The 15512-nt window shown below is 51.5% G+C and carries 15 protein-coding genes and 1 tRNA gene; 9 read left to right on the top strand and 7 right to left on the bottom strand.

Annotated features, from left to right (window positions below; all coding sequences use genetic code 11):
- Positions 1–64: 64 nt before the first annotated feature.
- The 7 genes from D6C13_RS07460 to D6C13_RS07430 all read right to left on the bottom strand — a co-directional run bounded on the left by D6C13_RS07460 (position 65) and on the right by D6C13_RS07430 (position 8018).
- A complete protein-coding gene (locus D6C13_RS07460; RefSeq protein ID WP_120132161.1) occupies positions 65–1069 on the bottom strand; it encodes a hypothetical protein in 1005 nt (334 codons plus the stop codon).
- Positions 1070–1512: 443 nt separating this feature from the next.
- Positions 1513–3957, bottom strand: a complete 2445-nt coding sequence (locus D6C13_RS07455) for a primase-like DNA-binding domain-containing protein (protein ID WP_120132160.1) — start codon at positions 3955–3957, stop codon at positions 1513–1515.
- Between the two features lie 112 nt (positions 3958–4069).
- A complete protein-coding gene (locus D6C13_RS07450) occupies positions 4070–4270 on the bottom strand; it encodes a helix-turn-helix transcriptional regulator (protein ID WP_120132159.1) in 201 nt (66 codons plus the stop codon).
- 118 nt (positions 4271–4388) lie between these two features.
- Positions 4389–5381, bottom strand: a complete 993-nt coding sequence (locus D6C13_RS07445; protein WP_120132158.1) for a hypothetical protein — start codon at positions 5379–5381, stop codon at positions 4389–4391.
- Between the two features lie 91 nt (positions 5382–5472).
- The gene (locus tag D6C13_RS07440) at positions 5473–6750 is read right to left on the bottom strand and encodes a tyrosine-type recombinase/integrase (protein WP_120132157.1); all 1278 of its coding nucleotides are present in this window, start codon (positions 6748–6750) and stop codon (positions 5473–5475) included.
- Between the two features lie 185 nt (positions 6751–6935).
- Positions 6936–7010, bottom strand: a tRNA-Arg gene (locus D6C13_RS07435).
- 90 nt (positions 7011–7100) lie between these two features.
- The gene (locus D6C13_RS07430; RefSeq protein ID WP_120132156.1) at positions 7101–8018 is read right to left on the bottom strand and encodes a formate/nitrite transporter family protein; all 918 of its coding nucleotides are present in this window, start codon (positions 8016–8018) and stop codon (positions 7101–7103) included.
- A gap of 248 nt (positions 8019–8266) precedes the next feature.
- Here D6C13_RS07430 and ccmA point away from each other — a divergent pair, with 248 nt between their 5' ends.
- The 9 genes from ccmA (at position 8267) to ccmI (ending at position 15490) form a co-directional block, all read left to right on the top strand.
- Complete coding sequence (gene ccmA / locus D6C13_RS07425; protein ID WP_120132155.1) at positions 8267–8908, top strand: cytochrome c biogenesis heme-transporting ATPase CcmA; 642 nt, start codon at positions 8267–8269, stop codon at positions 8906–8908.
- A gap of 21 nt (positions 8909–8929) precedes the next feature.
- A complete protein-coding gene (ccmB, locus tag D6C13_RS07420) occupies positions 8930–9589 on the top strand; it encodes a heme exporter protein CcmB (protein WP_120132154.1) in 660 nt (219 codons plus the stop codon).
- 204 nt (positions 9590–9793) lie between these two features.
- Positions 9794–10531 carry a heme ABC transporter permease gene (locus tag D6C13_RS07415; protein WP_113877006.1) on the top strand — a complete coding sequence of 246 codons (738 nt, stop codon included), beginning with the start codon at positions 9794–9796 and terminating at the stop codon, positions 10529–10531.
- Positions 10528–10788: a heme exporter protein CcmD gene (gene ccmD, locus D6C13_RS07410; protein ID WP_120132153.1), complete on the top strand. Its 261-nt coding sequence runs from the start codon at positions 10528–10530 to the stop codon at positions 10786–10788. Before D6C13_RS07415 ends, ccmD begins: the two co-directional genes overlap by 4 nt.
- Positions 10785–11279, top strand: coding sequence for a cytochrome c maturation protein CcmE (gene ccmE, locus D6C13_RS07405; RefSeq protein WP_112287137.1), 495 nt, complete (start codon positions 10785–10787; stop codon positions 11277–11279). The genes ccmD and ccmE overlap by 4 nt, the downstream gene beginning before the upstream one ends.
- Complete coding sequence (locus D6C13_RS07400; RefSeq protein WP_120132152.1) at positions 11276–13249, top strand: heme lyase CcmF/NrfE family subunit; 1974 nt, start codon at positions 11276–11278, stop codon at positions 13247–13249. Before ccmE ends, D6C13_RS07400 begins: the two co-directional genes overlap by 4 nt.
- Positions 13246–13797 carry a DsbE family thiol:disulfide interchange protein gene (locus tag D6C13_RS07395; protein WP_095922896.1) on the top strand — a complete coding sequence of 184 codons (552 nt, stop codon included), beginning with the start codon at positions 13246–13248 and terminating at the stop codon, positions 13795–13797. The genes D6C13_RS07400 and D6C13_RS07395 overlap by 4 nt, the downstream gene beginning before the upstream one ends.
- Positions 13794–14279, top strand: a complete 486-nt coding sequence (locus D6C13_RS07390; protein WP_120132151.1) for a cytochrome c-type biogenesis protein — start codon at positions 13794–13796, stop codon at positions 14277–14279. The genes D6C13_RS07395 and D6C13_RS07390 overlap by 4 nt, the downstream gene beginning before the upstream one ends.
- Positions 14276–15490, top strand: a complete 1215-nt coding sequence (gene ccmI / locus D6C13_RS07385; RefSeq protein ID WP_120132150.1) for a c-type cytochrome biogenesis protein CcmI — start codon at positions 14276–14278, stop codon at positions 15488–15490. Before D6C13_RS07390 ends, ccmI begins: the two co-directional genes overlap by 4 nt.
- Positions 15491–15512: the final 22 nt, after the last annotated feature.

Genomic DNA, 15512 nt, shown 5'->3' with positions numbered 1-15512 from the left:
TAGTAACTCAATTCTACGGCTTTATCTTCTTGATTAAATTGCTGCTGCAAAACGGCAATAGGCCTTAAATATCGGCATTCAATTCCGCAATCAGCATCACCAACTCCTGCGGCACTTTGCGATAACTCACCAGAATGACTTCTAGTGGGTGTCGGACGAGTCGCAACGCACGTTTCAGCGCAGAGAGTATCCAGTCGGTTTCATTACCAAATGCTCCACCGCCAACCAGAGTCAGATAGACACGAGGGTTTCCGGTACGATGAAAATTGAGCACCCCTGCCAGTAAAGTGGCCTCATAGCTTGCTTCCAGGACTAAAGAGGCGAAGGGAGCCCAATGCCGTGATGAACCACGGTGGTACGCCACGGGCAGGGCTGAGCAAAGAGCCTGGCTTACCCGTTGGTTATTTGCGACACCCGGTATAGTGACCTCCGTATCGCTATGTAGACCAATGCGTAGCTCTTGACGCAGGTCATCCATTGAGGTCATATCCAACGTCTGTATATATTGCCCAATCGCCTTTACCGTTTCAGGTTGAAGGAGTGCGTAACCATTCTGCATCCTGATACCCGGTATGTTGATGGCACGATCCAAATCTGCCAGGGTATTGAGCTGATTCGATTGAGTTTGACCAACTTGATTGCCAATTTGAACCAAGTAATTGCGAAACACCGTGGCTGCAGCACAAGCCATGGCACAAGCAGGGCCTTGAGTATGATCGTACTGGTAACCCGTAATACCCTGCTCCGGTATGGTCTCTGGGCCTGGCATCTCCAGTAAGTTGAATTGACTGGCTACCTGAACAAGGGCTCCATTGGTTTCAGGCCAGTGATGCAATTCATGGGCATCAGCGACAAGGTTGCCGAGTCTCAACCCTGCATCGGATGTGGGTGACGACGAATTGACCTCCGCTCTCAGCTCAGCAAGGCTCGGCAGGGTCAGCGTGCCAGCATGAAAATGCTTGGATGGCTGGGTTCTGGTATGAAGAAGCCCTCCCTCCAGATAGAAATTGGCCTGAGTCTCCGCATAGGTGGACTCCTCAAAACCGAAAATGTCTTTGAACCAGTTCATATTTGTGTTCCTTCCCGTTGGGGTAATACAGCCAACTGTCTGGCATAGTTATCATGGCGCGGGCGAATGGGGCGGTGATGGTGTACAGACTGCCTGCATAGGCGGTGTCTGCGAACTCCGGGGCTACATACATGAGCAGTTTCATGATGTGTTCCCTTGGGGAAAGTTTTGCACCCTCTAAGTGTTCACACTGCTCACTTTGTCATGAAAGTCTTGCCAGCTCTGGTTTTGATCGGTGAACACTACTGTTCACAACTATTCACCAACTGTTCACTTTTATGAGAGTTAATATCGTCTCATTTTTTTAAAAGTGAACAGTAGTGAACACTTGGTGAACACTCAAAGGGTAAGTGCTCACTGTTTTTTTCATTTTAAATCAATACATTCAATAAAAAGGTGAACAGATGAACACGTAATACAAAAACTTTCACATAGGGGGTAAATTACTTAATATCTTCTGGCTGGCGTGGTAAAGCTGGTAGCCAGTCATCGGCGCTTCCTGCCAGTTCCATGTTGTAGCGCATTCCGGCATTGGTCTTTGCCTTCTTGTACTCTACTCCGTACTCCTTCATGACTTTGGGAAAGTCAGATCCGAACCGGGTCAGAGTGAGATGCTTATCGAATCCGTGTGCGTCCATATAGGCCAGATAAGCGTGATAGAGATAAATTCGGGGGGCGCGGGGTGAGATATTAAGATTACCCATCAGCATTCCAATCGCTTCCCCTAACGCCACAATGTGCTCGCAGAACCCATACAGAGGATCGGAGTGACGTTTTACACCCATCGCCTCCACTGAATCACGTTGCTCGGTCAACAGAGCTTTAGCTCTGTTCTGGTCGGCAAACTCTGACAGCAGACAGCGAATAACCACTGGCATTTCACAGCGGATCTTTGCCATCAAATCAGGGTCTTTCTCTGAATCAGCTACCGGTATATTGAACGGGAAGATAACACGGCGGCGGGCAATCCCTCCGTTACGTTCAGTAAACGCCATTGGCTCATTATTCGTTGCCAGTACAACTGCCTGAATGAGGGTGGAGAATTGCTTCTCATATTTACCGTCTATCTCCACCAGATCACCGCCTGTGATAGCTTTAATACCCGCGCCCTCACCAACGTAGCGCGTCTGGTCTGGAAGGGTAATCAGGCTCTTTCCTACGTATTGCGCCCGCCCTCTGGCACTGTCGAGCGCAGCCATGTTCCCACTGGCGGTGTTGTGCTCGCCAGCCAGAATGGTAGCTATGCTACTGAACACAGATTTGCCGCTCCCACCTTCACCCGTTATCTCGATGAATAATTGCCAGTCGTAGCGGTTCGCTAGAATCATGAACAATGCTGCGTTAATCCGGTTAGCCTTCCGCTGGTCATTTCCTGCGGAATGAGTCAGCCAGTGATAGTAGTGGGGTGCGTGGTCTTTCAGGTTTTCCCCAGGATATGGCGGGGTAAACGTGATGCCGTTGTGATTCAACAACCAGTTATCTGCTCGATGGGCTGAAAACTGACCGCTTGTCAGGTCATACGTGCCATTTTCAAAGCCAATAAGCTCCCGGCGTTGTTTGCCTATAACCGGAATTTGCAGTTTCATCGCATCAATCGCCGAATCAATCCCTTTTGGACTGTAAGGTGTATCTCGCTGGTCAAATATTGCTCCCATCGTGCGGCGTAGCTCACTGTCTGCGACTTTTCCCCATACCGAACCCATGAATACATACGCGGTTCCACTCTCAGGGTTAACGGCAATATCGCCGTGATACTCAGCCAGAACTTTACCGCGCTGGCTCGCTGCCATCTGTGAAAGATCTAAATCCTCGCTGCTGCGGCGCTTTTTGCCACCCTCAATGGCCTGTAGTTGCGGTTTCACGGCTTCCCCCTGCGGTTGGTACATGGATTCAGTAAACGACTGTGTAGCGACTTCCAGACCAAATTGTTTGTGATAGTCATTCCAGTCCGATTTGTAGTTCACTGGAGGTATGGAAACCCAGCCAGCAACGGCTTTGGCAGTTTTCTCAGCGGCATTTTTCCCGATGTTGGTGCCTCCAGTTTCGGAGTCACCTGCAGGATGATCGTTATCAGCGGCAATGATAATTTGTGCCTGTGGGTACTTCTGGCGCATTACCTGCGCAACGGGTAGCAGATTGCCTGCATCAATCGCAGCCACGGCCAGCGCGTCAGAACGCATCTTGTGAACGGATAATATGGTTGCCAGCCCTTCACCAATAACAATGCTCTGCGGCGCGTCTGGCGCGTTTACCGCATAGAAAGCCCCATACTTTGCCGAACCTGCTAGCAGGCGTTTTTCACCCTGCGGGGTAATGGTCTGCGCGGCAGCTACTGTGCCGGACCCATCCACCAACGGCAGTAACAGGGATCCATTACTGAGAACCGGGAAGGTGAAACCCTCTAGCCCTTTGGCCGCTAGGTATTCGGATTCGCCTGGTGTGGCCTTTTTATCCAGTGCCTGGTATTTAGCTGTGAAGATTTTCCAGCGTTGAATGGCTTCTGCTGCGGCCTGCTGCTGGCGTTCCTGTTTACGCTGCTGGTGGTCTGCGTCCAGTTGTTCCCGTCGTTGGCTAGCTACTGCTTCGTCGGGTTCGGCTACCCGGTAATCAATACGCAGCACATCAGCCACCAGCTTTGCGGCGTCGGTGGCACTACACTGGTTCACCTTCTGAATGAGGTCTAACCCGTCACCAGCGCCACACTGATTGCAGATATGTGCCCCGCGCCCGTTGTCGTCGAACCGGAAGCGATCTATTCCTCCGCACGCGGGGCAGGCGGTATGCTTGAGCGGTGAATTAGGTACGTCGATATTCAGGCCAGCTAGTACGGATGGCCAACGACCGCCAGCGGCGTGAGTGACTTCGTGAATAAGGTCGATATTACGCATCAGATTCACCTTTGTTGTCTTCGATAATTAGAGAATCATGATTTTTTGCGTGAGTTTGGCCGCTGGCAGCTAAGCCAGAATTTTTCAATTTCATGGTTGTTACTCCAGGGGGTTAGTTGTGTTTCTTAGCTTCCAGCCAGGAGCGGATCTCTGCTGCATCGTAGACAGTGACACGTTCAGAGAGGCGAATAGATTTTGGAAAATCAGGCTTGCTTGTTTCCCAACGCCAAAGGGTGACGGTACTGACTTTGAGAAAGTCAGCCGTAGCTCGTGGACGGGCATGTCCGGAGTGAGGATATGGTTGTGTAATCATAGGTTCCTACCTGTCATGTTATGTAGCTTGTGTAATCGACAGGTAGATGATGGCAAGATTAATGCGCGTGTATCAGTGGCAGCATTTTGTTTTTATTGTGGAATAAATTATCACCACATTAGTTTTTCCCTGAAATGGCTACTCTAAGGCATTGTTTTACCTTATCTATTCCAAGCTCAATCTTAGCTTTAGGATTGTTTTTTTCAGAGATGATTTTTTCTGCCCAAGCCTCAATAGTCAAGTCGCCACGCTTACCTTTGCAAGCCGATGGATCATGTTTTAACCAGTAAATCGCCGCTTGATAGACCGCCTCTCTCTTCGCTGCAGAGGCTTCGACATTCCCATGTTCTTTGATGGAGTCTTCCGACTCTGGACGATACACTCCGCCATTTATGTAGCTAGGAATTAATTTTCCACGATAGCGGCCAATTTGCTCAATATGCTTTCTGGTGATAAATAAATCCGAAGGAGTAATTATAAAAATAATAGGTGCTGGTCCGATAGGATTCCCTAATTCAGTAAAGCCGTCATACAGTTCAGACCAAACAGGTTGTACTCGGATTGAGTCTACTGTTAATTCTTCATCTGCTGCTTTTAACTGTAAGTTTAATGCAGTGACTTGTGCTTTTTTTGATGATTGTAATACTGAAAACAAATTATCATGTGGGTTTGATATCAGACCCCACAAACCAAAAATATGACATATTGGGGAAGGAAATGAACTTTCAATGCAGTATTCCTGATCGATATTACCATCATTGCCAATCTTTATTGGACCAAGGATGAATTGTAATAAACTAAGTTGCTTGTAATCATTTGTTATGTATTTGTTTAAAACTCCAGAATCAATCTTTTCTTTAATCCAGCTTTTAGGATTATTTCGATATTTAGTATTGAGTTCAAAAGATTTTATTGATGCTCTAAATGCATTGAATTTTAAGCATAATTCGATAGCCCCAATTTCAGCCCAATGAAGTAAGTCATCCACTTTGCAATCGAGTAATTTGGCTGCACGGTGAAGATCACAATATTCTAGTGCCGGTAGATTATTTATCTCCCAAATGCTGGCTTCTTCTTGATTTTTTAGAGGAACAGGTACTCTTTTAGTCATCACGTCACCTATACGCGCACCTAATGAAAACTGAGGCTAGCAGCAGGTGTTGCTGCTTTTTGCCTGGGGGGGCTAGCCTCAATATGTTTGATTAACTACCTACAACCCGTAATTTCGTCATGTCATATGGCGCAATATGTTTATCAGAGTTTGCTTCAAGATAGTCTGACCACCACTGCATCATTCGGCGGCGCTCCTGCATGTGCTGCGCCAGATGAACATAAGCTGCCCGTACTTCGTTACGTTCCTGATGGCTCATTTGTCGTTCTACTGCATCCCGTGACCATAATCCTGATTCGGTTAAAGCTGAACAGGCCATTGCCCGGAAACCATGTAGACAAACGTCAGCCTGAGTATCATAGCCCATAGTACGGAGCGCTTTGTTAACCGTATTCTCGCTCATAGGTTTATAAGGGTTGCTATCACCAGGAAAAATCAGCGTGTATTCACCGCTAATAAATTTGATCGACTTCAATACGTCCATCGCCTGAGATGATAGCGGCACAAAATGCGCACTGCCCATTTTAGCCCCACGTTCAGAGAATTTTACACCTACAATTTCTTCTCGCTGGCCAGGGATTGTCCACATTGCAGTTTCAAAATTTATCTCGTCCCAGCGAGCGTGCCGAAGTTCGCTTGAACGTACAAATGTATGTAGAGAAAGTAACACTGCAAGTCTGGTGAGTGGTCTACCTGTATACGTTGCAGTTTTAGCCATCAATTCAGGTAGGCGATCCAGGGCAAGGGCAGGGCGGTGTTTAGTTTTGGGACTCGTTAAAGCACCTTTGAGATCATTAGCTGGATTGTACTCGACAACACCACGCTGAACCGCATAGCGGAAAACGCTACTCATCGTGGTCTTAACTCTCCCCGTCGTAGCACCGATGCCTTGTTCGTTCATGCTGATAAGTAAGGGCAATAGATCTCTTGTTTTTAGGCTGTCGATGGGTTTGCTACCGATAATAGGGAATATGTGGTTCTCCATCTCCCTCAGTATTTTATTGCGGGTGATCTCTTTCCATTCTGGATGGCCCATAGATCCGAAATGCCACTCGCGAGCGATAGTTTCAAATGACGGTGAAGTTGGCTCATTGCTTTCAGCTTTTTTTAGCTCGCGTGGATCTTTACCATCGGCCAGCAGTTGCCTGGCTTCATCTCGACGTTTACGGGCTGCTGCCAGCGGCACATCTGGATAAACACCTAACGCTAATGTCGCTTGCTTGCCGTCGAAACGATAATTCATACGCCAATATTTACCACCAGCTTTTTTTACCAACAAATACAAGCTGCCACCATCGGTTAACTTGTAATCGGCATTCTGTGGTTTGGCATTCTCGATCTGTTTGGGGGAAAGCTCATTTATAGCCATATGTGTACCCCTTGAGAGGCAAAATGATGGTATCTGGATATCGAACTGATGAGTACCATCATTTATACCATCATGACACTGTATTGTCATGAAGAGATATGAAAGCTACTTAACGTATGAATTTGCTGAGAGGCTTGGTATTACTGGGTTTTTGAAGTGAGCTGAAGTGATGTGAAATGACTTAATGGTGTCCCCTACAGGAATCGAACCTGTAACTAGCCCTTAGGAGGGGCTTGTTATATCCGTTTAACTAAGGAGACACGGACGCCTGTGGAAAGCGCCCGCGTAGTATACTCGTTTTTCTCCCAATAATAAGGCGTTAGCCGTCTGTTTGGTCGTTTCGTCGCCAGTCAGGGTTTTGCAGCCTCTTTCTTTGCCGCTTCCATTTCCTCTTTCTTGGCTTTGGCTTTCTTCTGATTACTCATGTCGTTACGGATCTGCGCATGGCTTATCAGCGCGAAGATAAAGGTGCCGCCGAAGATGTTTCCGGCCAGCGTCGGCAGGGCGAATGGCCAGATAAATTCGTACCAGGGGATGGCGCCCGAGAACACCAGATAGAGTACTTCGACCGATCCGACCACGATATGCGTCAGGTCGCCAATCGCCACCATGTACGTCATCAGCATAATCACCCACAGTTTGGCTGCTCCGGCTGAGGGGATCATCCACACCATCGTGGCAATCAGCCAGCCGGATACCATGCCGCCGACGAACATGCCTTCGGGGTCTTTCTCCATGATCTCCAGGCTGATGGTGCGAAACGCCTGGTCGGTGGCGGAATCAAAGAAGGGCACCAGATGAAAGACCAGCGCGGCCAGCCCGCCGCCGATGACGTTACCCGCCAGCACGATGCCCCACAGGCGCAGCAACAGCAGGACGTTTTTGCCGGTCAGTTTTTGCATGACAGGCAATACGGCGGTGACGGTATTTTCAGTAAACAGCTGCTGGCGCGCCATGATGACGATTATGAACCCGACGGTATAACCGATGTTTTCGATGAAGAAACGTTCGGGACTGTCGGGCAGACGGGCGTGCAGAATGCCTTTGGCCATCAGCGAAGCGCTGATCGAAAGCCCGGCTGCAATCGCGGACCACAGCAAAGCCTGTCCGTCACGCTCAAGTTCTTTTTCGCCTTCCATGCGGATGACTTCATGCACTGCCGCCGCTTTCGACGGTAAATTATCTTCTCCGGTTTCGATCTTCTTGCCCTGAGAATGTTCGTCGCTGTCGACATCTTTAATGTCGGAATGTTGTTTTTCTTCGTCCATCTTTATTCCCCAAAAGCCGTTCAAAATGGTGGTAAACAAGGTCTGAGGTAAGCATAGGCGAGGTGTGGAGATTATGATGAGATATACAAAAAAGTTACAAACCATTAACCCCTGAACCCTATGGGACATTTTGCGGATTGTTTGCTGGATTTCAGGGTTTTCAACCCTGTAAACTGTGGGCCCGTAAGCTGCGTCGCGCCTGACGCCTGTGATATGATGCGCGCTTGTGAAAAATGAGAGACATCACCATGTTTGAAGCCCTTAACCTGAGCTGTGTACGCGATGAGCGAACCTTGTTTAGCGGCTTAAGTTTCACGATCGAACCGGGTGAAATGGTGCAAATCGAAGGCCGCAACGGCGCCGGTAAAACCAGTTTACTGCGAATTCTTGCCGGACTGTCCTCCCCGGAAGTCGGTGAGGTCCGCTGGCAGGGCGTGAATACCCGCCGCCAGCGCGACGTTTTCCATCAGCAGCTTCTGTATCTCGGCCATCACCCTGGCGTGAAGTCAGTGCTTACTGCGTATGAAAACCTTGCCTTTTATCTGTCTATCAGCGGGCAGTCCGTAAATGGGACAACCGGTGCTGACGCTATTTATCAGGCGTTAGAAAATGTCGGATTGCTGGGTTATGAAGATGTCACGGTGGCGCAGATGTCCGCCGGTCAGCAGCGGCGTGTCGCGCTGGCGCGTTTATGGCTGAGCGAGGCTCCGCTTTGGATCCTTGATGAGCCGCTGACCGCCATTGATAAGCAGGGTGTTGCCACGCTGATAGAACTGTTTGAACAACACGCGCAGCAGGGCGGAATGGTCTTGCTGACCACGCATCAGGATTTACAGGGCGTTAACCGCGATGTGCGCAAAATTCGTCTGACCAGCGCTGAGCTGGCGTGACGCGAAAGGAAAATAAACGGAATGTTTACTCAGGTTCTGAGCCGCGAGCTGAAAATTGCCTTTCGCAAAAGTGCTGAAATCATCAACCCCCTGTGGTTTTTCCTGATAGTCATCACGCTGTTCCCGCTGGGAATTGGCCCTGAGCCGAAACTGCTGGCGCGAATTGCACCCGGTATCGTCTGGGTGGCGGCGCTGCTGTCTTCTTTGCTGGCGCTGGAAAGGTTGTTCCGCGATGACTATCTCGATGGCACGCTCGAGCAGCTGTTATTGCTGCCTTCGCCGCTGGCACTCACGGTTCTGGGGAAAGTATGTGCTCACTGGGTGGTGACCGGTTTGCCGTTACTTATCCTTTCCCCGCTGATTGCTTTGCTGCTTTCACTGGATTTTGAAACCTGGAAAGCCGTCGCGCTGACGATTTTGCTGGGTACGCCGACGCTGAGTTTTATCGGCGCGATTGGCGTGGCGCTGACTGTCGGGCTGCGCAAGGGCGGCGTGCTGCTCAGTCTGCTGGTGTTGCCGCTCTATATTCCGGTGCTGATTTTTGCCACCGGCGCGATTGATGCGGCGTCAATGTCGATGCCGATTGGCGGCTATCTGGCCATTCTCGGTGCGATGCTGGCGGGGAGTGCGACGTTAACTCCATTCGCCACCGCCGCTGCGCTGCGGGTAAGTATCCACTGACCCGCTAAGCCCTTAACACAGAATTATTTTACGTGTCGTTACAATAGAGAAGAAAAAGCGCAACCTTTGACTAACATCACACTTCTCTATAGTGAACAATAGAGACGCCGATAATAACTGCGGATGATTTCATACTGACCGCATAAGAGCCCGATGAGGCCCACGGCATCACACAGTGACATTTTATAGTGAGCAACGATAACAATGTGGAAATGGTTACATCAACTCGCAAGGCCTGAACGGCTTTACCACGTCTGTGGCCGGTTCATTCCCTGGCTCGGAATTTTGGGTATTGCCTGCCTGCTGATCGGCTGGGTGTGGGGCTTTGGTTATGCACCGCCGGATTATCAGCAAGGTAACAGTTACCGGATTATGTATATCCATGTTCCGGCGGCGATCTGGTCGATGGGCATTTACAGTTCGATGGCGATTGCGGCATTTATCGGCCTGGTGTGGCAGATGAAAATGTCCGATATGGTGGTGTCCGCGATGGCGCCGGTCGGTGCTGTTTTCACTTTTATTGCGCTGGTCACCGGCTCCGCCTGGGGCAAACCGATGTGGGGCACCTGGTGGGTATGGGATGCGCGCCTGACCTCCGAACTGGTGTTACTGTTCCTCTATCTTGGCGTGATTGCCTTATATAACGCCTTCGACGACCGCCGTCTGGCCGGGCGTGCCGCCGGTATTCTGGTGCTGGTTGGCGTGGTGAACATTCCTATCATCCATTACTCCGTACAGTGGTGGAACACGCTGCATCAGGGCTCGACCAACATGCAGCAAACCATCGACCCGAGCATGCGTTATCCGCTGCGCTGGGCGATATTCGGTTACCTCTTCTTCTTTATTACCCTGACACTGATGCGCCTGCGCAACCTGATTCTGGTTCAGGAACGTCTGCGCCCGTGGGTGGCCGGTCTTGTGAATAAGGAGCGCCGCGGATGAGCCCTGCATTTTCCAGCTGGCATGATTTCTTTGCGATGGGCGGCTATGCATTTTATGTCTGGCTGTCGGTCGCGGCGACGCTGATTTCCCTGATTGCGCTGGTGGCGCATACCTTTATTCAGCGTCGTCAGATCCTCGATGAAGTTCGCCGCCGTCAGGCACGCGAAAAGCGTATTAGTCAGTCTCAGTCTAAAAAACAGCAAGGCGCACAGACGTCAGCGCTGGAACCGGACACTTCCCCGGAGAAGTTATTGTGAATCCACGTCGTAAAAAGCGTTTGTCGCTGGCGCTGGTGGTGCTGATTGGCCTTGGTCTGAGCATTTCACTGGTGATGTACGCGCTGCGCTCGAATATTGATTTGTTTTATACACCCAGTGAAATCCTGCAAGGCAAAGGCGAGAACCATGAGATGCCGACGGTCGGCCAGCGCCTGCGTATCGGCGGCATGGTGATGCCCGGTTCGGTGAAGCGTGATCCGAAAAGCCTGCAGGTGAGTTTCAAAATTTATGACGCACGCGGCGCGATTGCTGTTACCTACAACGGCATCCTGCCGGATCTGTTCCGTGAAGGGCAGGGCGTGGTGGCGCAGGGCGTGATGGAGCCGGGAAATGTGGTGAATGCCATTCAGGTTCTGGCGAAACACGACGAAAAATATGTGCCGCCGGAAGTTGCCGACGCCATGAAAGAAAACCACAAAGGGCCGGCTTCGGCTTATGTGGGTAACGATAAAGGAAATGACCGCTCATGATGCCGGAACTGGGAACATTTGCACTCTGTCTGGCATTAGGTCTGGCGGTTTTACTGAGTATTTACCCGCAATGGGGCGCGGCGCGGCAGGATAACCGGATGATGGCGATGGCGCGTCCGTTGTCTTACGGCATGTTTGCCTGCATCGTGCTGGCGTTTGCCATTCTGGTTCATGCTTTTGTGGTGAATGATTTTACGGTCGCGTATGTCGCCAACAACTCCAACACCCATTTGCCGGTGTATTACCGCGTCGCGGCTACCTGGGGCGCGCACGAAGGCTCGCTGCTGCTTTGGGTATTATTGCTCAGTTGCTGGACGCTCGCCGTGGCGCTTTTCAGCCGCCGTATGCCGCAGGATGCGGTGGCGCGCGTGCTGGCCGTCATGGGGATGATCACCGGCGGGTTCCTGCTGTTTATCCTGCTGACGTCTAATCCGTTTATCCGTTCGCTGCCTAATTTCCCGGTAGATGGCAGTGACCTGAATCCGGTGTTGCAGGATATCGGGCTGATTTTCCACCCGCCATTGCTGTATATGGGTTACGTCGGTTTCTCCGTGGCGTTCGCGTTTGCGATTGCATCCCTGATGGCCGGACGACTGGATACCGCGTGGGCGCGCTGGTCACGTCCGTGGACACAGGCCGCGTGGGTGTTTCTGACCATCGGTATCGTGCTCGGATCCGCGTGGGCATATTACGAATTAGGCTGGGGTGGCTGGTGGTTCTGGGATCCGGTTGAGAACGCTTCCTTTATGCCATGGCTGGCCGGTACGGCGCTTATCCATTCGCTGGCCGTGACCGAAAAACGCGGCACCTTTAAAGCCTGGACCGTGCTGCTGGCGATCACCGCCTTCTCGCTGTGTCTGCTGGGGACTTTCCTGGTGCGTTCCGGCGTGCTGGTTTCGGTTCACTCGTTTGCCTCGGATCCGGCGCGCGGCATGTTTATTCTCGCGTATCTGGTGATAGTGATCGGCGGCTCGCTGCTGCTTTATGCCTTTAAGGGCAATTCGGTGCGTGCGCCAAGCCGTCATGAGTTACATTCCCGCGAAAGCTATCTGCTCGGCAACAACGTGCTGCTGGTTGCAGCAATGCTGGTGGTGCTGCTCGGTACGCTGTTGCCGCTCATTCATAAACAGCTCGGGCTGGGCAGTATTTCTATCGGCGAACCGTTCTTCAATACCATGTTTACCTGGCTGATGGCACCGCTGGCGCTGCTGCTAGGGATAGGACCCCTGGTGCGCTGGCGTCGTGATGAACCGAGCAAACTGTGGCGTCGTCTGGGCTTTGCCTTAGTGGTGACGCTGGTGTTGTCGATTCTTCTGCCGTGGTTGTTGCAGGACAAAATTGTCGGCATGACCGTGGTCGGTCTGCTGATGTCGGTGTGGGTGATTGTGCTGACGCTGATGGAACTGCACGAACGCGCCACTCATCGTCACTCGTTCTGGCGCGGTCTGACCAAGCTTTCCCGCAGTCACTGGGGCATGGTGCTCGGTCATCTGGGCGTGGCGGTCACGGTTATCGGCATCGCGTTTAGCCAGAATTACAGCGTTGAACGTGATGTGCGCATGAAGTCCGGCGATACCGTCGATATTCATGATTACCACTTTATCTTCCGCGATGTTCGCGACATCACCGGCCCGAACTATACCGGCGGTGAGGCGAATATTGATGTCACGCAGAACGGCAAAAAAGTCACCACGCTGCATGCTGAAAAACGCTTCTACAGCGTGGCGCGCAGCATGATGACCGAAGCGGCTATCGACGGCAATCTGGCGCGCGACCTGTATGCGGCGCTCGGTGAAGAGATGGACGACGGCTCGTGGGCGGTGCGTTTGTACTACAAACCGTTTGTCCGCTGGATCTGGCTGGGCGGCATCTTTATGGCGGCAGGCGGCGTGCTGTGTATTCTCGATCCACGTTACCGCATGAGCAAAAAACTCAAGAAACAAGGTCTGGCGGAGGCTGAAGAAGCATGAACCGTAAACTCCTCTTTATTCCGCTGATCTTATTCCTGGCGCTGGCGGCAGCATTTTTAGTGCAACTGACGCGCAATGCCAACGGTGACGATCCGACGCTGCTGGAATCGGCGCTGATCGGCAAACCGGTGCCGGTGTTCAAACTGGAATCACTGGCACAGGCCGGAAAAACCTACGATCAGTCCGTGCTGCGCGATGGCAAACCCATGCTGCTTAACGTCTGGGCTACGTGGTGTCCGACCTGTCGCGCTGAACATGATTATCTCAACACGCTGGCGGCGAAGGGCGTGCGCGTTGTGGGCCTGAACTACAAAGATGACCGGCAGAAAGCGGTGAACTGGCTGAATACGCTGGGCAATCCTTACATGCTGAGTCTTTACGATGGCGACGGCATGCTGGGATTAGATCTCGGGGTCTACGGCGCGCCGGAAACGTTCCTGATCGACGGTCAGGGCATTATCCGTTATCGCCATGCCGGTGATTTGAATGAAAAAGTCTGGCAGAACGAAGTGTTACCGCTGTACAAAAAATACGGAGGCAACGCATGAAGCTGATTTCTTCACTGCCTGCGCTGCTGCTGGGCATGATGCTGAGCTTCAGCGTCTTTGCGGCCATTGATACTTATCAGTTTTCCTCTCCGGCTCAGGAGCAGGAATACCGCGATATCACGGCCCAGCTGCGCTGCCCGAAATGCCAGAACACCAATATTGCGGCGTCGGATTCGATTATCGCTGCGGACATGCGCACCAAAGTTTTTCAGCTCCTTCAGCAGGGCCAGAACAAACAGCAAATCGTGGATTACATGGTCGCGCGTTACGGCAACTTTGTGACCTACGAACCGCCGGTTACGCCATCCACCTTTATTTTGTGGCTCGGGCCGGTGCTGGTGGTCATTATCGGTGCAGGCATGATTTTTATGCGTTCGCGCCGTGGCGAAGTGCGTTTGCGAAATACGACCGAAGAAATGTCAGAACAAGAGAGACAGCGCCTGGCGCAGTTACTTAAAGACAGCGACAGGAAAGGATCATGAGTATTTTTTGGCTGTGCATTGTAGTGATGCTGGTGATTGCACTGGCGCTGTTTATTGTGCCGGTTATTCGTGGCGACCGCTCGGAACACACTTCCCGAGATGCACTGAATAAAGCGTTTTATCATCACCGTTTGAGTGAGCTGGAAGAAGACGAAGCGCAGGGCGTGGTGGATGAACGTCCTGCGCATATTCAGGAATTGCAGGAAAACTTACTGACCGATATTCCTGATGGCCAGGCGCCTGCTGCTACCCAACCCATTGGCCGCTGGACGCTGGTGCCCGGTGCGATTTTGCTGGTCATTATTACGCTGGGTTTGTATCTCTACGCCGGTGGTCTGGGGCAGGTGAGCGCATGGAATCAGGTGATGCAGCATATGCCTGATTTACGCCACCGAATTGCCGATGACCACAGTGCGCCGCTGACCGCCACGGATGTGCAGGATTTAGGGCTCGGATTGCGTACCGATTTACAGGCCAATCCGGATAATGTGCAGGACTGGGTGATGCTCGGCCGCGTAGGGATGGCGCTCAATAATGCCGCGACCGCGACGCAGGCCTACGCGCATGCATATCAGCTTGCGCCGAATGATATGTCGGTAAAGCTCGGTTATGCCGAAGTACTGACACGATCGTCTGATCCGCAAGATAACCTTACCGGTGGCAATCTTTTACGCAGTATGCTGGAAAAATCTCAGGGCGATCTGCGTGTGTTAAGTCTGCTGGCCTATAATGAATATGAACAGGGTCATTACCCGCAAGCCATTGGCGCGTGGGAAGTTATGCTGAAGATTCTTCCGGCCAGTGATAAACGTCTTGAGATGGTGCGTGCAAGCATTGCGCAGGCAAAACAGAAAGCCGGTCTTGATCAGGTTAAACTGGCTGTCAACGTTACGCTTTCTTCTGCTGCTCAGCAGAAACTTCCACAGGATGGCACGGTCTTTATTTCGGTGACTGATGGAACCAGTCCGGTGCCGGTTGCGGTTAAAAAGCTGCCGCTGAGCCGCTTCCCGCTGGCGATTACCGTCGATGATAGCAACGCGATGATGCCGGAACGCTTGCTTTCTTCACTGCAGCAATTAAAAGTACGCGTTCGTATTTCACAAAATGGTCTGGCAACACCGGCCACAGGTGACTGGTACGGCGACAGTCCGCTGACTCATTTTGCCGGTAACGGGCAGGTCAGCATTGAGATTAATCAGCAGGTTCCTTAATCAGGAACCGACGATCAAAAAC

It is taken from the genome of Rahnella woolbedingensis, from assembly GCF_003602095.1.
Classification (GTDB): domain Bacteria; phylum Pseudomonadota; class Gammaproteobacteria; order Enterobacterales; family Enterobacteriaceae; genus Rahnella; species Rahnella woolbedingensis.
Note: the sequence above shows the minus strand (reverse complement) of the source record. Positions and strands in the feature narration are given on the sequence as shown.

Excerpts from the sequence above, each read along its gene's own strand:
- D6C13_RS07460 (WP_120132161.1), bottom strand. The coding sequence starts at position 1,069 with ATGAACTGGTTCAAAGACATTTTCGGTTTTGAGGAGTCCACCTATGCG.
- D6C13_RS07455 (WP_120132160.1), bottom strand. The coding sequence starts at position 3,957 with ATGCGTAATATCGACCTTATTCACGAAGTCACTCACGCCGCTGGCGGT.
- D6C13_RS07450 (WP_120132159.1), bottom strand. The coding sequence starts at position 4,270 with ATGATTACACAACCATATCCTCACTCCGGACATGCCCGTCCACGAGCT.
- D6C13_RS07445 (WP_120132158.1), bottom strand. The coding sequence starts at position 5,381 with ATGACTAAAAGAGTACCTGTTCCTCTAAAAAATCAAGAAGAAGCCAGC.
- D6C13_RS07440 (WP_120132157.1), bottom strand. The coding sequence starts at position 6,750 with ATGGCTATAAATGAGCTTTCCCCCAAACAGATCGAGAATGCCAAACCA.
- D6C13_RS07430 (WP_120132156.1), bottom strand. The coding sequence starts at position 8,018 with ATGGACGAAGAAAAACAACATTCCGACATTAAAGATGTCGACAGCGAC.
- ccmA (WP_120132155.1), top strand. The coding sequence starts at position 8,267 with ATGTTTGAAGCCCTTAACCTGAGCTGTGTACGCGATGAGCGAACCTTG.
- ccmB (WP_120132154.1), top strand. The coding sequence starts at position 8,930 with ATGTTTACTCAGGTTCTGAGCCGCGAGCTGAAAATTGCCTTTCGCAAA.
- D6C13_RS07415 (WP_113877006.1), top strand. The coding sequence starts at position 9,794 with ATGTGGAAATGGTTACATCAACTCGCAAGGCCTGAACGGCTTTACCAC.
- ccmD (WP_120132153.1), top strand. The coding sequence starts at position 10,528 with ATGAGCCCTGCATTTTCCAGCTGGCATGATTTCTTTGCGATGGGCGGC.
- D6C13_RS07400 (WP_120132152.1), top strand. The coding sequence starts at position 11,276 with ATGATGCCGGAACTGGGAACATTTGCACTCTGTCTGGCATTAGGTCTG.
- D6C13_RS07395 (WP_095922896.1), top strand. The coding sequence starts at position 13,246 with ATGAACCGTAAACTCCTCTTTATTCCGCTGATCTTATTCCTGGCGCTG.
- D6C13_RS07390 (WP_120132151.1), top strand. The coding sequence starts at position 13,794 with ATGAAGCTGATTTCTTCACTGCCTGCGCTGCTGCTGGGCATGATGCTG.
- ccmI (WP_120132150.1), top strand. The coding sequence starts at position 14,276 with ATGAGTATTTTTTGGCTGTGCATTGTAGTGATGCTGGTGATTGCACTG.